Raw genomic sequence first — 15783 nt, forward strand, 5'->3', positions numbered from 1 at the left:
GGGAAAATGAATGGCTGTTCAGTTTGCAGTGACCTATTCGGCTGCGTCTCCGGCGGCCTGCTGCGCACGCAGATCTGCGATCACGCGCAGCCAGAGATCAGCGGGCTGTGCGCCGGGGACGGCGTGTTGATTGGCCACAATGAAGGTCGGCACGGAGTTTACACCCATCTGGCGGCTGTGGGCATCGCGGTTTCGGATGTCTTCCACATCGGAGTTAGAGACGAGTAATTTGCGCACCACCGCGGCATCCATGCCAGCGCTGTCGGCAATATCGGCCAAGACATCGGTGTCGCCGATGTCCCGCCCTTCAGTGAAATAGGCCGCAAAGAGCGCGTCGACCACGGCATTTTGCTTTTGCTCAATGCCTGCCCAGTGGATCAGGCGGTGGGCGTTGATGGTGTTGGGTGTGCGTTTGATGGCGGCAAAATCAATATTGAGCCCTTCCTCAAGCGCATGTTTTTCGATCTCTCCATAGACACGCACCGCGTTTTCCTTGCCGCCAAATTTGGTTTCCAGATAGTCCCGGCGGTCCATGCCATCCGCGGGCATGTCCGGGTTGAGCTGAAACGGGTGCCATTCGATCACAAACGGGTGGTCCGGTTCCTGTGCGAGGGCTTTTTCAAGGCGGGTCTTGCCGATGAAGCACCATGGGCAGATCGGGTCAGAAATGATGTCGAGCTTGATCATGACGAAGCCTTAAAAAGGGCGCGCAGGGCGCGGCGGTTGAGTTTGCCATTGGCATTGGTTGGCAGGCTGGGCAGCCGCCGGAAGAGCCGAGGCTGCTTGTAGCGTGCCAGATGCGTGGCTGCAAAGGCTTTGAGGTCTGTCTCCACGATATCGTGATCTGCGGTATAAAAGGCGGCGATGACATAGGTGTCGGCTTTGATCTCCACATCCGTCACTGCGAGAGACGTGATTTCTGGATGTGCGATCAGGGTGGCTTCGACCTCCAGCGGGGAGACGCGAAAGCCGCCTGCGTTCATCATGTCATCGGCCCGCCCCATATAGGTGATATGGCCCTGCGCGTCCATTTGGCCCAGGTCGCCGGTGAGAAACCACTCCCCACAAAAACGTGCGTCAGTGGCCTCCGGCGCATTTAAGTACTCCAACATGAGACCCGGATCGGAGCGGTGAATGGCAATGGTGCCGGGCGTATTGAGAGGTGTCGGGTTTTGGTCAGCCAAAATGGCGACGCGACGGCCTTTTTGTGGGCGACCCAGCGTGCCAGCGGGTGCGGGGTGATCGGGGTTCGCGGAAATAAAGGTGGAGCATTCGGACATGCCAAAGGCTTCGTAGAGCTTTGTGCCGGTGGCCGCGTTCCAGCGCGTGCGCAGAGGCTCGGAAAGTTTTTCACCGGCGCAAAGCCCGTGGCGCAGATCGGGAAGCGCCGGGTCTGGCTGTGTCTCCAGCATCTTTCGGTACACCCCCGGCGCGGCGGCAAAAAGAGTCGCACGGTGCTGGCGCAGCAAGGTTGGCAGCTCTTGAGGATCTGTGTTTGGCGCAGGGATCAGCGCGGTGGCTCCGATGGTCCAGGGATCCATGAGGCCGGTGCCCAAAGTGAATGTCCAATTGAAGGCCCCGGCGTGCAGCAGGCGGTCCTGTTTTGTGAGCCCATACCAGCCCTCAAACATCATCTGGCGCGCCCAGATGGCCCGGTGGGCGTGCATCACCGCGCGCGGTGTGCCAGAGGTGCCAGATGTATAGATGATATAGGCAGGTCGATTTGGATCGCCCATATGAAATGATGCGGCCGGAAGATCATGCATGGCAGCAAGATCTTCCGTCGTCAGAACGGCTATGGTCGGGGTGTCAGGTAGAGGTACTGTGACATCATGTAAAATCGCCGCTGGTTGCAGCGTGGGGAGCATCTTTGCCACTTCCGGCGCTGTCAGCTGCGCAGATGTGGGCACAGGGACCAGCCCCACGGCAATGCAAGCAAGATAGGCAATCGGAAACTCAACCGTATTTCCAAGACGCATGAGCACGCGGTCACCCGGTATCAGCCCGGTGCGGAGCAGCCCTGTGCCGGTGCCGAGGATGGCCGCTTGGAGTTTGGCGTAGGAATAATGCTGCGGTGTCGGCTCAGATAGCACGGACAAAGCGATTTTCTCTGACAGCGCGTTGGCATGGCCGAGCACATGTGCAGCCATGTTGAAGCGCTTGGGGCAGGGCGGTGGCGGGCCTTGATCAAACAGGGACGTCATGGGGGGGTGGGTAAGTGGTTGGTGGCGCGGGAGCAAGTGCGACGTTGCGGTTGCAGGAGGGGCTCTGGGCAGGATAGAAGCCTGTCATGAGTGACATAGATCCAAAATCTCTGATCCGTATCGCGCGCGAGGGCGGTGGCGAAGATCACGTTGAACCCCTTGACCTTGGCGAGCGCGTGCGGGAATTGCGCAAGGCGCGCAAATGGACCTTGGAACAGGCCGCGTCACAGGCGGGGCTGGCACGGTCCACCTTGTCCAAGATCGAGAATGGACAGATGTCGCCAACATATGATGCGGTGAAAAAACTGGCCGTTGGATTAGAAATTTCTGTCCCACAGCTCTTCACGGCGCCCCAGAAGGATCAGATCAATGGCCGTATGGCCGTTGTGAAATCCGGTGAGGGTGCGCATCAGGTCACCACGACCTATGAGCATGAATTATTGGCGGAAGGATTGCGCAAGAAAGCCATGTTGCCGTATCGCGCGCGGGTTCGAGCGCGCAGCATGGATGAGTTTGATGGCTGGGTGCGCCATGACGGGGAAGAGTTTCTCTATGTGCTCACGGGCGTGGTGCAGCTTTACACGGAATTTTATGAACCAGTTGAAATGCGGCGCGGCGACAGCGCCTATTATGACGGCTCCATGGGGCACAATGTGATCTCGGTCAGCGATGAGGATGCCACTATCCTCTGGGTGACATCGCTGACTTAAGGTGGATCTGTTAAAGTTAACGTTAGATCAGAAGTTTAAAATTTTGTTAACGTTTAGTTTTTTGGCTCTTTTAAGGCGACTTTTGGTGTGCAGGTGAGCGACGCTCAGTTGCGTGCTTTCAGAGGTTTAAGAGCTGTTTCCAGATCGCCATACCCTGTGAAGCGGCGCTCAAATGCCAGCCCCAGACGCTCTGCGCAGTCTTGAGCCTTGGCGGTAAGGGTGGGATCCTCTGTTTGGGCCTGATACACAAGTTTCTCGTAGTTTCCGAAATACATGTCTTTGAGTTCTGGATGGCGATCCAGCCCCATGGGTTTGATGACAAAGGCATCGAACTGACGGACCAGAAAATCGGTCAGATAGAAGGCTGTGAATTCCTCCTCTGCGATTTTTGCGAACCGGTCGTTGCCCTCAAAGAAACTGTAGCAATGTGGACCGGGGATCATTTCGACGCCGAGGTCCTTGCAGGTCTTTGCAAGTGCGCCTCCGGTGCCACAATCCGCATAAACGACAAAAATCTGCTCATAACTGCCGCGGTGTTTCGCAACAGCCTCGGCGATGGCCGGAGCAATGCGTTCCGGATGATTGTGGTAGATCGCCGGGAGGCAGGTAAGGTCCATGTGGGACCAACTGTTGATCTCGATGAGGGCAAGAATTTCACGGGCCAAGGCGCCGCAGGCCAAGAGGAGCACACGGCCGGTTTCGCCTGTTGGAGACAGGCCATTTTCCGTCAATTTGGCGTCGTTGAGCTGGGTGATCTTGTCGGTCACGTTGGCTGGCGCCTCCAAGCGCTGGGAGCGTTTAAACAAAAATGGCCCGCCGGGGAGGGCGGGCCAGACCCGCAAGTGCGGGGGAGTGAAACAAAGGCCCTTAGGCGTTCATTTGGTTGTGCTTGCGCGCAACGTAGTCTTTGGCCATCTCAACAGCGACAGCCGCATCGCGGCAATAGCCGTCTGCGCCGATCGCTTTGCCGAACTCTTCGTTCAGCGGCGCGCCCCCGACCAGAACGATGTAGTCCTCACGGACACCGCTCTCGACCATCGTGTCAATCACGACTTTCATGTAAGGCATGGTCGTGGTCAGCAGAGCAGACATGCCCAGAATGTCTGGCTTGTGCTCTTCGAGCGCTTCCAGGTAGTTTTCGACTGGGTTGTTGATGCCGATGTCCACAACTTCGAAGCCTGCGCCTTCCATCATCATGGACACGAGGTTTTTACCGATGTCGTGAATGTCACCTTTCACCGTGCCGATCACCATGGACCCCATGCGCGGTGCGCCAGTTTCGGCGAGCAGCGGCTTGAGGATGGCCATGCCGCCTTTCATGGCGTTTGCAGCCAGAAGCACTTCAGGCACGAAGAGGATTCCATCGCGGAAGTCGGCGCCAACGATGGTCATGCCGCCAACAAGCGCGTCGGTCAGGATGTTGTAAGGCGCCCAACCCCGTTCCAACAGGATGTTCACAGCCTCTTCGATTTCCTCTTTGAGGCCATCGTAGAGGTCGTCAAACATCTGTTGGACAAGTTCCTCGTCGTCCAGCTCGGACAGGATGATGTCTTCTTCTTCTGACATGTGCATGTTCCCATATCATGGCTTCGCCGGTTACGTGGCGTCGCTCGCTCTCTGTTGTCCCAGATGTCGGTCTTTTTGACGCGGCAAACTGTCTGAATAGCGACATAGCCAAGGTCGCGTGCGACGTGTAGGGGCAAAAATGGCGTTTCTGATGAAAGTTTTTCATTCAGATTATGGGTTTTATTGTGTGCGTTCTACTTTTGTTCTATCTTTGACGTATGGTGGATGAAAAACGACATGAGCTGGCAGCCTATTTGGAGCGCATAGATCCCAGACGTCGTCGTGCCCGGGGGGCACGCAGCAATGCAAGCGGCCGGTTTGAGACTTCGCGTGAAGAGGTTTGGGATGGCTGGGATATGGTCGAAGAGCGTGCAGACTTTGCTACAGAAGTGCGTGAAGAGGCGCCGCGCTCTGTGATCGTGCGCAATCAATCGCCCGATGTACCTTTTGATCAATCCCTTAATCCTTACCGGGGGTGTGAACATGGGTGTATCTATTGTTTTGCGCGCCCAACACATGCCTACCTCGGATTGTCACCCGGATTGGATTTTGAAAGCAAGCTCGTGGCACGGCCTAATGCGGCGCAAGTGCTGGAGCGTCAGTTGCGCTCAAAATCCTATGTGCCGGATGTGCTGGCACTAGGCACCAATACGGACCCTTATCAACCCATTGAGCGTCGATATCGGATTATGCGGAGGATTTTGGAGGTTCTGGAGCGGTTTCAGCATCCGGTGGCGATTGTGACCAAAGGGACGCTGATTGAGCGGGATATCGACATATTGCAGCGTTTGGCGCAGCGGGGGCTGGCGCAGGTTGGCGTTTCACTCACGACGCTTGATGAGAATCTTTCCAGAGCGATGGAGCCACGTGTGCCCTTGCCTGCGCGCCGGGTTGAGATGATCAGACGTTTGAGTGCGGCAGATATTCCCGTGCGTGTGATGTTGGCGCCGGTGGTGCCGGGTTTGAGTGATCACGAAGTTGAACGCTTGTTGGCTGCCGGGGCGCAGGCCGGTGCGAGGGCGGCAAGCTGGATCATGCTGCGTTTGCCCGGAGAGGTCGCGCCGCTCTTTGAGGAGTGGTTGGAGGATGCCTACCCTGCAAGAGCGGGCAAAGTGATGGCGCGCCTGCGCGAGATGCATGGCGGCGACCTCTATCAGGCCGCTTGGGGGAAGCGCATGCGGGGCGAGGGCATTTTTGCGGAAATGATTGCCCAGCGCTTTGAGGCGGCACGTAAGCGGCTGGGCCTTTTGAAGACCCTCCCGGAGTTGCGCCGGGATTTGTTTGAAGTGCCTCTGGATCGGGACGGGCAAATGGCGCTTTTTTAGCGGATCTGAATGCGCGGCACGGACGTGATTTTCAGCCGCTGACAGGACGTGAACGGCTGTGATGTTGCTATTGTCAGGCCCGCGTAGCCGGCTGCACCAACCTGGGGCACAGTTTCCCTTTCCAAAGCGGGTACATGTTGAATTTCCAACAAAGTCTCGGGACGTTGATAAAGCCAAGGGCGGTTTTCCACCGCGGTTGGATCCGCGTTGGGCGGCGATGCCTGAGTGCTGCCATAGAAATAAAGCGTGAAGCCAAAGGGCGTTACGTCTTGAATGGAGAGCAGCGGGAGGCCCCATGACAGGATGTCTGGCTGAATGGCGGTGATATCGGAGGTGCGCAGGGTCACGAGATTGATATGCGGCCCGCCGCCAAGCAGGCTCTCGTCATAGGGGCGTGTTGGGCGGTTGCCTTTGAAATGATGATCTATCAGTTCGACTGGAAAGCCTTCAGGATCCATCGCTTTGGCGAGGTATCCTACATCGCGAAACTGTTTCGGTGTGGTGCACTCCACTCCTGCCGCGCGCAGTTGGCTGACGGCCAAATCGATATTTGGCACGGCGATGGCAATTTTCCAGAAGAGATCGCTGTCTTGTGGGGCATAGGGGTGCTGGGCCTGCTCAAAACTTAGAGAGACGTCTTGAGCGCTGTAGCTCAGTGTACCGTTATCGCTTTCCGACATGCCGAAAACATCGCGGTAAAAGCAGCGCTGTGCATCAGGGTTGCTGACGCGGAGGGTGAGCGTGTCCAGATGTGCCAAAATTCGGCCTCTCAAGTGGTGTGAGTGTTCGTGATTTTTGTATCGGAGTTTTGCTCGCAACGAAACGGTCGTGATCGGTCTCTGAGCGGATGACAGGCGTTGAAGATCAGGGTAGGTGGAGGGCGGAACTTAACTGATGAAGACCAATAATGAAAAGACTAGTACTGGCTGCGGTATTGGCAGCCACGCCTGTTGGGGCAGAAGTGAGGGTGCGGGATGCGGACACCATAGTGGTGGATGGCACGCCGGTGAGATTTCAGGGTGTCGACGCGCCGGAGCTTAAAACGCGTGCGGGAAAAGATGCGAAACGGTGGACTGTCAATTACTTACGGGGCAAATCCGTGAAATGTGATTTGACGGGAGAACGCTCTTATGATCGCCACATCGGGGTTTGTTATGCAGATGGCGAAGACATTGGAGCTGCCGTGATTGCGGCGGGACACGCGCTTGATTGCGCCCGCTATTCGGGTGGGCGTTATCGCCATCTGGAGCGACCCTCCGCCAAAAGCCGGATTGCGCGGGCACGCTATTGTTGATCGTATAGACAAACAGCCCGGCACGTGGCCGGGCTGTTTGCCAAATGTGTGATTGTGATTGAACTTAGGCGCGACGGCGCCCACGGCGTTCGCGTTTTGGCGCTTCCGCCTCACCCGTACCGTCCGAGGTCGAAGAAAACCCGCCGAGTTTTTCTGTGATCTGCTCCAGTGTGGGCCGCTCGCCACGGGGGCGTGTTTCCAGAGCGTGACGCATGGCTTTCAGGTGCTCCGCCATTGTGCCGCAGCATCCGCCAATGATGGTGGCTCCGCAATCACGCGCCATAACCGCATATTCGGCCATCAGTTCCGGCGTGCCATCGTAGTGGATGTGACCGTCATGGTATTTGGGAATGCCGGCATTCCCTTTGGCCACGATCGGGCGCTCAATTCCCTGGGCAGAAAAGCCAAGCACGGTGCGCAGCAGGTCGGCGGCCCCTACGCCGCAGTTTGCGCCAAAGCCGAGTGGCGGATTGGGAAGGGCTTCGACCATCTGGGCCATATCAGCAGAGGTCACGCCCATCATGGTGCGTCCGGCGGTGTCAAAACTCATAGTGCCGACCCATGGCATATCTGCCAAAGCAAAGGCTTCGGCGGCGGCTTTGTATTCTTCGGGCGCAGAAATGGTTTCAAGCCAGAGCACGTCAGCGCCGCCTTCTTTCAGGCCTTCGGCTTGCTCATGAAACATTTCGACGGCACCAGCGTGGCTCAGAGTGCCGACCGGCTCCATGATGTCTCCGGTTGGCCCGACAGAGCCAGCAACCACAACGGGACGACCGGCGGCATCTGCCACGTCCCGGCCAATTTCGGCAGCCAGACGGTTGAGCTCACGGACACGGCCCTGTGCGTCATGCAGTTTCAAACGCGACGCATTCCCGCCAAAAGAGTTGGTCAGAAAGATATCGGACCCGCTCTCTACAGCGAGGCTGTAGAGTTTCTTGATGTTTTCCGGATGCGTGTCGTTCCAGATTTCAGGCGCATCGCCGGAGGTGAGCCCCATATTGAACAGATTGGTGCCAGTGGCGCCATCTGCCATCAGCCAGTCACGGGTTTCCAAGAGTTTGGAGAGGGCGTTCGTCATCTGAGACTCCTTTCGGCGCGGACGGGCCGCGTAGTTTATCTTCGCCGTGTGCCACGAAGGCCGCGAAGGCTCAAATTCATTTGATGCATGACAATTATGAGTCAGATCGCATGTGACCTTTGATCGTTGCCATCTGGACCACAGGGGCGCAGTCAATGGGGGTCGCCGGTGCGCTGCGCAGGTTGACGGCACGGATCAGATCTAATGTTGCCAAGCTCAGTTGGGCAGGCCCCGGAGCCGCCATGAACAGAGGCTGCCAGCGCGGGGCGAAACACGCCTTGAATTGCCGCAATCCCGCGCCACCGCCGTGTTTGAAGTGCTGTGTGCGCAAAAACTGCTCTAGTCGGGTGCGTCCGGTGGGCAATGCGGGGGCTGCAGCCAAGGACAGGCACTGCACGTCGAGATCTGCAGCCGCTTCGATGGCACGCTGCACAAGGAGATGCATGGTGCCATCTGGCGCATCCGGAAGCACACGCATCAGATCCAGACACCACTCATGTGCGGTAGCATGAAAGCTTACAAAGCCAACAAGCCGTGCGCCCTGATAGGCAAGAAAAACCTGCTGGTGGCCGACGTAGAGATCGTCAAACCGTCCCATGGTCAGCCCGCGCGGGACGCCGTGGCGCGCTTCCCAAGCGGAGGACACACGAGCCATGTCGCCTAAGGGCAATGTGCCTTCAGGGCGCAAGACTGAGATATCTGCCTTTTCGGCATGACGCAGCTTGCGACGCAATTGGCGATAGGAGGCGCCATCGGTGCTGTGCATGGCTGGGTGGATGAGTGCCTCATCCGAAATATGCAACACAGCCCAGCCAGCCTTGCGCGCGCTCACAGCTTGACGCGCAGATATTTTATATTTGCAGGCAATACGGTTTTGCGCGCGGGCGGCATGTTTAAGAGGACGGGCCATACTGTTGGCATCGCCTTCGATCGGGTCAAACAGCGCCACCAGCGTTTGGCCAATGCGCACAATGCCACAGCGGCCAGCATCGCAAGACAAGAGCGCGCCGCCATTTTGACGAATAACGCCCAGTTCTGCGCGGCTGACCGAGGAAAGAGGGGTTTCACCAAAGGCCTCAAACGCGCGTGCGTGGCGCGGTTGGCGCGCAAGAGAGGGGCGCAGCAGACATCGCAACAGAGCGGCGCCAGACAACAAGGCTGGCAGCGCATAGTAGATCGCGCGGAAGGCCAGAACACCGGCAAGCAGGATGGGCTCTGGCTGATGCGGTAGAAGCGCAAGAAGGGTCAGTTCGAAAGGTCCCACGCCGCCGGGGGTGCCGGAGAAAATAGCGGCTCCCAGTGCAATTAGAAAGACAGGCAGCAGCGTGGCGAAGCTGAGGGACATGTCAGGCGGGAGCAGTACATAGAGCGCAAGTGCGGCAAACACAGTGTCGATCAGGCACAGGCTCAACAGAGCGGCCATGGCAGGCAGGGTGGGCAGCGTGAAGCGGCGACCTTGACGGGAAAGGACCGGAAACATGAAGGCCACAATTGCTAATCCAAGGGCGACCGCGAGAATCAGATAGGGCAGGTAGCCAGGAATATGTGGCGTCGGGAGGGCCAGCGCAGCCAGCGCGATGGTCACAGCCAGTGCGGCAAGGAAGGTGACGGTGACAAACGCAGTTATGCGCGCGGCGTCTTTGAGTGAAAGATCTGGCGTCATGCGCCAGCGCACAAAAGTGCCGACAATGGCACCCGCGCCAAGGGTTTGCCCAAGGCCGATGGCGGATGCGCCCACCCACATGGCCTCAGAAGGGGCGCGATCCATTTGGAAATGTCGCTGTGCAATGACGTCATAACGGGCCACAGCAAGAAAGCTGACGAGGGTCGCGCCAATGGCGAGGGACCATTGCAATGGCGTCACATCCATCACGGCGCTCCAGAGGGCGGAAAGATCCATGCCCTCCAATTGCCTCGCTAAAATGACACAGCAAAGAGTGCCAAGCGCCAGCGGCCAGATGTGCCGAAGCACTGATTTTGCCTTTTTAATAATCAACATTCCCCAGGTTCCCGCCCAAAATGTTCTTCAAAGTGATGCAAAAATGCTATCTGGCGCAGGGTTTCCGCTGGCTTAACATATTCAATTAGAGAGAAAAAAAGCGCGCGGATGAGGCGCGCTTTCTGAATTGAGCATTTGGTGGGCCTGATCAGGCTGCCAATTCCTCTTTCGCTTGTGCAAGGCATTCCCGACGTTTGGCGCGAATGCTGCTTTCGTCGGATTTGCCTTCAAGGTCGGCGACAACCTTGCGGATCACATCATCATGACCTGCTTCTTCGAAATCTGCGCGGATAACAGATTTGGCGTAGTCTTCGGCATCATCGCCAGACTTTCCGAGCAATTCAGCGGCCCAGAGGCCAAGCAATTTGTTCGCCCGTGCGTCCGCTTTGAAAGTCATTTCTTCATCATGTGCGAATTTGGCTTCAAATGCTGCTTCGCGTTCGTCAAAGGTGCTCATGTCACTTGGTCCTCTTGGCCCTCAAACTTCTCTGAGAGATATGGCAACTTGCGGCATTCGACGCAAGAGGGCGCGGCAAGCTTGCGACAAAGCTGCCCATCATTTAAGAGGGCGGCTGAATCCGGGACTCATCGCCGGAAAAAGAGGATACAGCCATGGCCCGCGGCAAAAAAATCTATGAAGGCAAAGCCAAGATTCTGTTTGAAGGGCCTGAGCCAGGCACAATCGTTCAGTATTTCAAGGATGATGCCACCGCATTCAACGCGGAGAAGAAAGACGTGATTGATGGCAAAGGTGTGCTGAACAACCGCCTGAGCGAGTATTTCATGACGGGTCTGACGCAGATTGGCGTGCCGACACACTTTTTGAAACGCCTGAACATGCGTGAGCAGCTGGTGCGCAACTGTGAGATCATTCCTCTGGAAGTGATCGTGCGTAACTTTGCGGCAGGATCCATGAGCAAACGTCTGGGCATTGAAGAAGGCACACAGCTGCCGCGCCCGATCGTTGAATATTGCTACAAAGACGACAGCCTTGGCGATCCGCTTGTGTCCGAAGAACACATTGCCGCCTTTGGTTGGGCGAGCCAGCAGGACATGGATGACATTCTTGGTCTTGCGCTGCGTGTGAACGACTATCTGAGCGGCGTCATGTATGGCGTTGGTATTCGCCTGATCGATTTCAAAATCGAAATTGGCCGCGTCTACGAAGGGGATTTCCAGCGTCTGGTTGTGGCGGACGAGATCAGCCCGGACAGCTGCCGCCTGTGGGACATTGAGAGTGGTCAGAAGCTCGACAAAGATGTGTTCCGCCGTGATCTTGGCAGCTTGACGGACGCTTATGCCGAAGTGGCGCGCCGTCTGGGTGTGCTGCCCAAAGGCACCGGCCCAAAGCCGACCTTGGTAAACTGACCCCAATCTGAGGCTCCAGTGCCCGGTGGCGGGCGCCGGGGTTAGACTATTTTTTGGCAGGAGGCAAAGGGACTGGCCCGCCTCCGCCCAACCGGAGAGAGACCACATGAAAGCCCGCGTTTATGTCATGCTGAAGAACGGCGTTTTGGATCCGCAAGGTGAGGCCGTGCGCCATGCGCTTGGCAGCCTTGGTTTTGACGGCGTGGAAGGCGTACGTCAGGGTAAGGTGATAGAGCTGGATCTCGCTGAAGGCACCACCGAGGCGACCGTAACCGAGATGTGCGAGAAGTTGCTGGCAAACACCGTGATCGAAAGCTACCGGGTGGAGATGGGCTGATGAAAGCAGCGGTCATTGTTTTCCCGGGTTCCAACTGTGACCGCGATCTGGCGGTTGCTTTTGAGCAGGCCGGGGCGGATGTCACCATGGTGTGGCACAAGGACACCGCGTTGCCAGAAGGCATCGACATTGTGGGCGTGCCAGGTGGGTTCAGCTTTGGTGATTATCTGCGCTGTGGTGCGATTGCGGCGAACTCTCCGATTTGTCAGTCTTTGATTCAGCACGCTGAGCGCGGCGGTTATGCGCTTGGGGTTTGCAATGGATTTCAGATTTTGACCGAAACCGGGCTGTTGCCGGGGGCGCTGCGCCGCAATGCGGGTTTGAAATACATTTGCCGCACTGTGGGGCTTGAAGTGGCATCGGCCAACACCGCCTTCACTTATGGTTATAACAAAGGCGACGTGGTGAACGTTCCGATTGCGCACCATGATGGCAACTACTTTGTAACAGAGGATAAGCTGGCAGAGCTGCGCGATGAAGACCGCATTGCCTTCACCTACACAGACAATCCAAATGGGTCCGTGGCGGATATTGCGGGCGTGGTCAGCAAGAACCGTCGCGTGCTTGGCATGATGCCTCACCCGGAGCGGGCGGCGGATATCGGCCACGGTGGCACCGATGGGGTGGCAATGTTCCGCGCGTTGATGGATCAGTTTGCCGCAGCGTGACTTGAGGCTTTGGGCGGAGCGGCGTAGTGTCGTTTCATGACGCAAAACGCCGCTCCCCCTGACGATATGGTGCCTTCGGCCACGGCCAGTTGGCGCGCCCGTGTGGTATTGGCGCTGATTGCGGTTGTCGCCGGGGTAACCATATGGGTCACAAACAGCTATCTGACAGCACGTTTTACTGAAAACACCCGCAATCGTGCGGAGCTTCGGTTGGCGCTTTATTCCGGAAACTTGATCAGTGAGTTGCGGCGTAACGCAATTGTGCCACAGCTTCTGGCAAAAGACCCGGCGCTGATTGGTGCGCTGAACTCTCAGGACTTCACCACCTCCACCCAACGCTTGATTTCATTTGTTGATGAAATTGGTGCGGCCTCTCTTCTTTTGCTGGATGAAAGCGGCCGAACGGTGGCTGCGACAGACCGTACACGGCTGGGCACCAACTATCGTGATCAAGCGTTCTTTATTGATGCACTGCGCTCTAATCTGACGCTGTTTACCGTGTCTCAGAATGAGACAGGCGCCTACCGTTTTATGTATTCGCGCCGTCTTGAAAGCGGCGGCAGCACGTTGGGTGTGATCGCAGTTGAGGTGGATCTGCACAAATTTGAACATGCCTGGGCTGGGATTTCTGATGCGATTCTTGTGACCAATAGCGAAGGCGTGATCATCCTGTCTAGTGAACCACGATGGCGGGGATTGACCGAGGCAGAGGCCTTGGCGCGGCAACCTGCGCTTGGGGCGATTGAGCGCGCAATCAAAGTGACTTCGGATTGGGCCCAGGACCCAGCAGATGCCTATCTCAGCGGTGAAGCCGTGATGCGCATCGGTGCCCGTATTCCCTTCCGGGGGTGGCAGATGACAAGCTTCACGACCTATGCCAGCGTCCGCGAGCGGGTGAACGCGGTATTGGCGTTGGAAATCATGGGGTTTGCGATCCTGCTGGCGCTCGGGTTTTATGTGCTGGGCCGCAAGAGCGCATCGCGCATGGTGTTTTTCCAGCGTGAAAGTGTGGAGCTGCGCGGTTTGAACCTGCGGCTGCAGCGGGAGATCGCCGAACGGGAGCGGATGCAGTTGAGCCTTGAAGTGGCGGAGCAGAGTCTGGCGCAAAGTTCCAAACTGGCGGCTTTGGGGGAGATGTCGGCGGCGGTGAGCCATGAGCTCAATCAGCCTCTGGCCGCAATGAAGACCTACCTTGCAGGTGCGCGCCTGCTGGTGAGCCGCAATCGGCCAGATGAGGCGTTGACCTCCTTTCAGCGCATTGATGATCTGATTGAGCGAATGGGAGCGATCACCAAACAGTTGAAATCCTATGCGCGCAAAGGGGGCGATGAATTCCATCCCGTCGATATGGGAGATGCGGTGGCCTCGGCCCTGTCGATGATGGAGCCGCAGTTGCGCCAGCGACAGGTGCGCATCAGTAAGATTGTGCCCACCGAACAAGTGCGGGTGATGGGCGATCGGGTGCGCATTGAACAGGTGATGATCAACTTGCTGCGCAACGCATTGGATGCCACGGAGCCGGTCAGTGATCCTGAAATTGAGATTCTTTTGGCAGCAGGTGAGACGGCGACGTTGACGGTGCGCGACAATGGTCCGGGCATCGACGATCTGGACAATCTGTTTGAGCCATTTTTCACCACCAAACAGCCGGGTGAGGGCGTGGGGCTTGGCCTTGCGATTTCATCGGGCATCGTGAATGACCTTGGCGGGCGGCTGACCGCGCGCAACGGGCAGGGACGGGGGGCTGTATTTGAGGTGCAGCTGCCTATCTTGAATGAAGACATAGAAGCAGCGGAGTGAATTCGTGGCCCAGAGCATGAAAATTGCAATCGTCGATGACGAGCAGGATATGCGGCAATCCATCAGCCAATGGCTGGCCCTGTCAGGATATGACACGGAAACCTATGGCAGTGCGGAAGATGCGCTCAAATCACTTGGGCCGGATTTCCCGGGTATTGTCATTAGCGACATCAAGATGCCCGGCATGGATGGCATGCAGTTTTTGAAAAAACTGATGGGGGCTGACAGTGCCCTGCCAGTGATCATGATCACTGGCCACGGCGACGTGCCTATGGCAGTGGAGGCCATGCGTGTTGGGGCGTTTGATTTTCTGGAAAAGCCGTTCAATCCCGACCGCATGACGCAACTGGCCAAAAAAGCCACCAATGCGCGGCGGTTGACCTTGGATGCGCGTGCGCTGCGGCGTGAGCTGTCAGATGGCGATCAGATCATGAACAAACTGATTGGTGCCAGCCCAACAATGGTGCGCCTGAAAGAAGATATTCTGGATCTTGGTCAGGCAGATGGTCATGTGTTGATCGATGGGGAAACCGGGACCGGCAAAACACTCGTCGCACATGCGCTGCATGCGGTTGGCAGCCGTGGGGGCAAAAAGTTTGTTCTTGTGAGCTGCGCGGCTTTTGAAGAAGAGGCGCTGGCCAAGCGGTTGTTTGGGCCTATGAACCCGGAAGACAGCCAGCTGCCCGCCATCGAAGAGGCCCGTGGGGGCACTTTGGTGCTGGAAGATATCGAAAGCCTGAGCGACACGCTGCAAGCCAAGCTGCTCAATGTGATCAACGAGCAGGGCACGCCTGCGGAAACCCGTATCATTGCAATTTCGAACATGCAGGAACAGGATCGCACTTGCGAGGACGCGCTGCGCTCTGACCTGTTTTACCGATTGGCCGCTTTGCGGATCACGGTGCCCCCTCTGCGCCAGCGTGGCGAAGACATCCTGACGCTGTTCACTCGGCTTTCTGAGCAATTCAGCGAAGAATATGGCTGTGAAGCCCCAAAGGTCAGCGCTCAGGAGGCCGCGCAATTGTTGCAGGCACCATGGCCTGGCAATGTGCGCCAGCTCATCAATCTGGCGGAGCGCGCGGTGTTGCAGAGCCGCCGTGGCGGAGGCACGATAGCGTCACTTCTGATGAATGATCACGAAGAAATGCAGCCTGTTGTGACCACGGAAGGCAAGCCGCTGAAGGAATATGTGGAGGCTTTTGAGCGCATGTTGATCGACAACACCATGCGACGCCATCGCGGTTCGATTGCGGGTGTGATGGAGGAGCTCTGTCTGCCGCGTCGCACCTTGAACGAGAAGATGGCCAAGTATGGTTTGCAACGTGCGGATTACCTCTGATACGCCATATTTCATTGTGATGGGTTAAGTGAACGCCATGGTCCTTCTAAGGGATTGTGGCGTTCAGACTTTCTTGGCATGGAATGTAAAATCAT

General features: G+C 57.2%; 16 protein-coding genes. 8 read left to right on the forward strand and 8 right to left on the reverse strand.

All coding sequences use genetic code 11. The annotated features are described in order from the left end of the window. Window positions 1-33 precede the first annotated feature (33 nt). Window positions 34-687 (reverse strand): DsbA family oxidoreductase, encoded by a 654-nt coding sequence (locus SHM7688_RS14860; protein WP_058240717.1) that lies wholly within the window; start codon window positions 685-687, stop codon window positions 34-36. Continuing rightward, entirely contained in the window at window positions 684-2204 is a 1521-nt protein-coding gene (locus SHM7688_RS14865) for a class I adenylate-forming enzyme family protein (protein ID WP_058240718.1), read from the reverse strand. The genes SHM7688_RS14860 and SHM7688_RS14865 overlap by 4 nt, the downstream gene beginning before the upstream one ends. Before the next feature lie 86 nt (window positions 2205-2290). Between SHM7688_RS14865 and SHM7688_RS14870 the strand changes: the two genes are divergently transcribed. Beyond that, entirely contained in the window at window positions 2291-2914 is a 624-nt protein-coding gene (locus tag SHM7688_RS14870) for a helix-turn-helix domain-containing protein (protein WP_058240719.1), read from the forward strand. Window positions 2915-3018: 104 nt separating this feature from the next. Here the strand turns inward: SHM7688_RS14870 and SHM7688_RS14875 are convergent, their stop codons facing one another. Both SHM7688_RS14875 and SHM7688_RS14880 read right to left on the reverse strand, forming a co-directional pair. Further along, window positions 3019-3669 (reverse strand): DUF1638 domain-containing protein, encoded by a 651-nt coding sequence (locus SHM7688_RS14875; protein ID WP_058240952.1) that lies wholly within the window; start codon window positions 3667-3669, stop codon window positions 3019-3021. A 112-nt stretch (window positions 3670-3781) separates the two neighbouring features. Next, window positions 3782-4480, reverse strand: a complete 699-nt coding sequence (locus SHM7688_RS14880) for a cobalamin B12-binding domain-containing protein (protein ID WP_058240720.1) — start codon at window positions 4478-4480, stop codon at window positions 3782-3784. Between the two features lie 221 nt (window positions 4481-4701). On the opposite strand from SHM7688_RS14880, the gene SHM7688_RS14885 reads away from it, so the two are divergent. Beyond that, window positions 4702-5805, forward strand: coding sequence for a PA0069 family radical SAM protein (locus SHM7688_RS14885; protein WP_223229187.1), 1104 nt, complete (start codon window positions 4702-4704; stop codon window positions 5803-5805). Here SHM7688_RS14885 and SHM7688_RS14890 read toward each other — a convergent pair. Continuing rightward, on the reverse strand, window positions 5802-6563 hold the full coding sequence (locus SHM7688_RS14890; RefSeq protein ID WP_058240722.1) for a VOC family protein: 762 nt from the start codon (window positions 6561-6563) through the stop codon (window positions 5802-5804). The two genes, SHM7688_RS14885 and SHM7688_RS14890, sit on opposite strands and share 4 nt — an antisense overlap. 149 nt (window positions 6564-6712) lie before the next feature. Between SHM7688_RS14890 and SHM7688_RS14895 the strand changes: the two genes are divergently transcribed. Continuing rightward, the gene (locus SHM7688_RS14895; protein WP_058240723.1) at window positions 6713-7099 is read left to right on the forward strand and encodes a thermonuclease family protein; all 387 of its coding nucleotides are present in this window, start codon (window positions 6713-6715) and stop codon (window positions 7097-7099) included. Between the two features lie 64 nt (window positions 7100-7163). On the opposite strand, the gene bmt is transcribed toward SHM7688_RS14895, so the two are convergent. From bmt to SHM7688_RS14910, 3 genes are all read right to left on the reverse strand, one after another. Continuing rightward, the gene (gene bmt, locus SHM7688_RS14900) at window positions 7164-8177 is read right to left on the reverse strand and encodes a betaine--homocysteine S-methyltransferase (RefSeq protein WP_058240724.1); all 1014 of its coding nucleotides are present in this window, start codon (window positions 8175-8177) and stop codon (window positions 7164-7166) included. Between the two features lie 94 nt (window positions 8178-8271). Further along, window positions 8272-10077: a phosphatidylglycerol lysyltransferase domain-containing protein gene (locus SHM7688_RS14905; protein WP_158500704.1), complete on the reverse strand. Its 1806-nt coding sequence runs from the start codon at window positions 10075-10077 to the stop codon at window positions 8272-8274. A gap of 247 nt (window positions 10078-10324) precedes the next feature. Beyond that, window positions 10325-10633, reverse strand: a complete 309-nt coding sequence (locus SHM7688_RS14910) for a DUF1476 domain-containing protein (RefSeq protein ID WP_058240726.1) — start codon at window positions 10631-10633, stop codon at window positions 10325-10327. A gap of 155 nt (window positions 10634-10788) precedes the next feature. On the opposite strand from SHM7688_RS14910, the gene purC reads away from it, so the two are divergent. The 5 genes from purC (at window position 10789) to SHM7688_RS14935 (ending at window position 15688) form a co-directional block, all read left to right on the forward strand. Continuing rightward, window positions 10789-11544 (forward strand): phosphoribosylaminoimidazolesuccinocarboxamide synthase, encoded by a 756-nt coding sequence (purC, locus tag SHM7688_RS14915; RefSeq protein WP_058240727.1) that lies wholly within the window; start codon window positions 10789-10791, stop codon window positions 11542-11544. A 106-nt stretch (window positions 11545-11650) separates the two neighbouring features. Further along, entirely contained in the window at window positions 11651-11881 is a 231-nt protein-coding gene (gene purS, locus SHM7688_RS14920) for a phosphoribosylformylglycinamidine synthase subunit PurS (RefSeq protein ID WP_058240728.1), read from the forward strand. Beyond that, window positions 11881-12549, forward strand: a complete 669-nt coding sequence (gene purQ / locus SHM7688_RS14925) for a phosphoribosylformylglycinamidine synthase subunit PurQ (RefSeq protein WP_058240729.1) — start codon at window positions 11881-11883, stop codon at window positions 12547-12549. The genes purS and purQ overlap by 1 nt, the downstream gene beginning before the upstream one ends. Before the next feature lie 36 nt (window positions 12550-12585). After that, a complete protein-coding gene (locus tag SHM7688_RS14930; protein ID WP_058240730.1) occupies window positions 12586-14349 on the forward strand; it encodes a sensor histidine kinase in 1764 nt (587 codons plus the stop codon). A 4-nt stretch (window positions 14350-14353) separates the two neighbouring features. Then, window positions 14354-15688 (forward strand): sigma-54-dependent transcriptional regulator, encoded by a 1335-nt coding sequence (locus SHM7688_RS14935; protein ID WP_058240731.1) that lies wholly within the window; start codon window positions 14354-14356, stop codon window positions 15686-15688. The last annotated feature ends 95 nt before the right edge of the window (window positions 15689-15783 follow it).

This window comes from Shimia marina, assembly GCF_001458175.1.
GTDB lineage: Bacteria > Pseudomonadota > Alphaproteobacteria > Rhodobacterales > Rhodobacteraceae > Shimia > Shimia marina.

What these genes read in the sequence shown, in the direction of transcription:
- SHM7688_RS14860 (WP_058240717.1), bottom strand. Translation starts at nt 687, where the DNA reads ATGATCAAGCTCGACATCATTTCTGACCCGATCTGCCCATGGTGCTTC.
- SHM7688_RS14865 (WP_058240718.1), bottom strand. Translation starts at nt 2,204, where the DNA reads ATGACGTCCCTGTTTGATCAAGGCCCGCCACCGCCCTGCCCCAAGCGC.
- SHM7688_RS14870 (WP_058240719.1), top strand. Translation starts at nt 2,291, where the DNA reads ATGAGTGACATAGATCCAAAATCTCTGATCCGTATCGCGCGCGAGGGC.
- SHM7688_RS14880 (WP_058240720.1), bottom strand. Translation starts at nt 4,480, where the DNA reads ATGTCAGAAGAAGAAGACATCATCCTGTCCGAGCTGGACGACGAGGAA.
- SHM7688_RS14895 (WP_058240723.1), top strand. Translation starts at nt 6,713, where the DNA reads ATGAAAAGACTAGTACTGGCTGCGGTATTGGCAGCCACGCCTGTTGGG.
- bmt (WP_058240724.1), bottom strand. Translation starts at nt 8,177, where the DNA reads ATGACGAACGCCCTCTCCAAACTCTTGGAAACCCGTGACTGGCTGATG.
- SHM7688_RS14905 (WP_158500704.1), bottom strand. Translation starts at nt 10,077, where the DNA reads ATGGATCTTTCCGCCCTCTGGAGCGCCGTGATGGATGTGACGCCATTG.
- SHM7688_RS14910 (WP_058240726.1), bottom strand. Translation starts at nt 10,633, where the DNA reads ATGAGCACCTTTGACGAACGCGAAGCAGCATTTGAAGCCAAATTCGCA.
- purC (WP_058240727.1), top strand. Translation starts at nt 10,789, where the DNA reads ATGGCCCGCGGCAAAAAAATCTATGAAGGCAAAGCCAAGATTCTGTTT.
- purS (WP_058240728.1), top strand. Translation starts at nt 11,651, where the DNA reads ATGAAAGCCCGCGTTTATGTCATGCTGAAGAACGGCGTTTTGGATCCG.
- purQ (WP_058240729.1), top strand. Translation starts at nt 11,881, where the DNA reads ATGAAAGCAGCGGTCATTGTTTTCCCGGGTTCCAACTGTGACCGCGAT.
- SHM7688_RS14930 (WP_058240730.1), top strand. Translation starts at nt 12,586, where the DNA reads ATGACGCAAAACGCCGCTCCCCCTGACGATATGGTGCCTTCGGCCACG.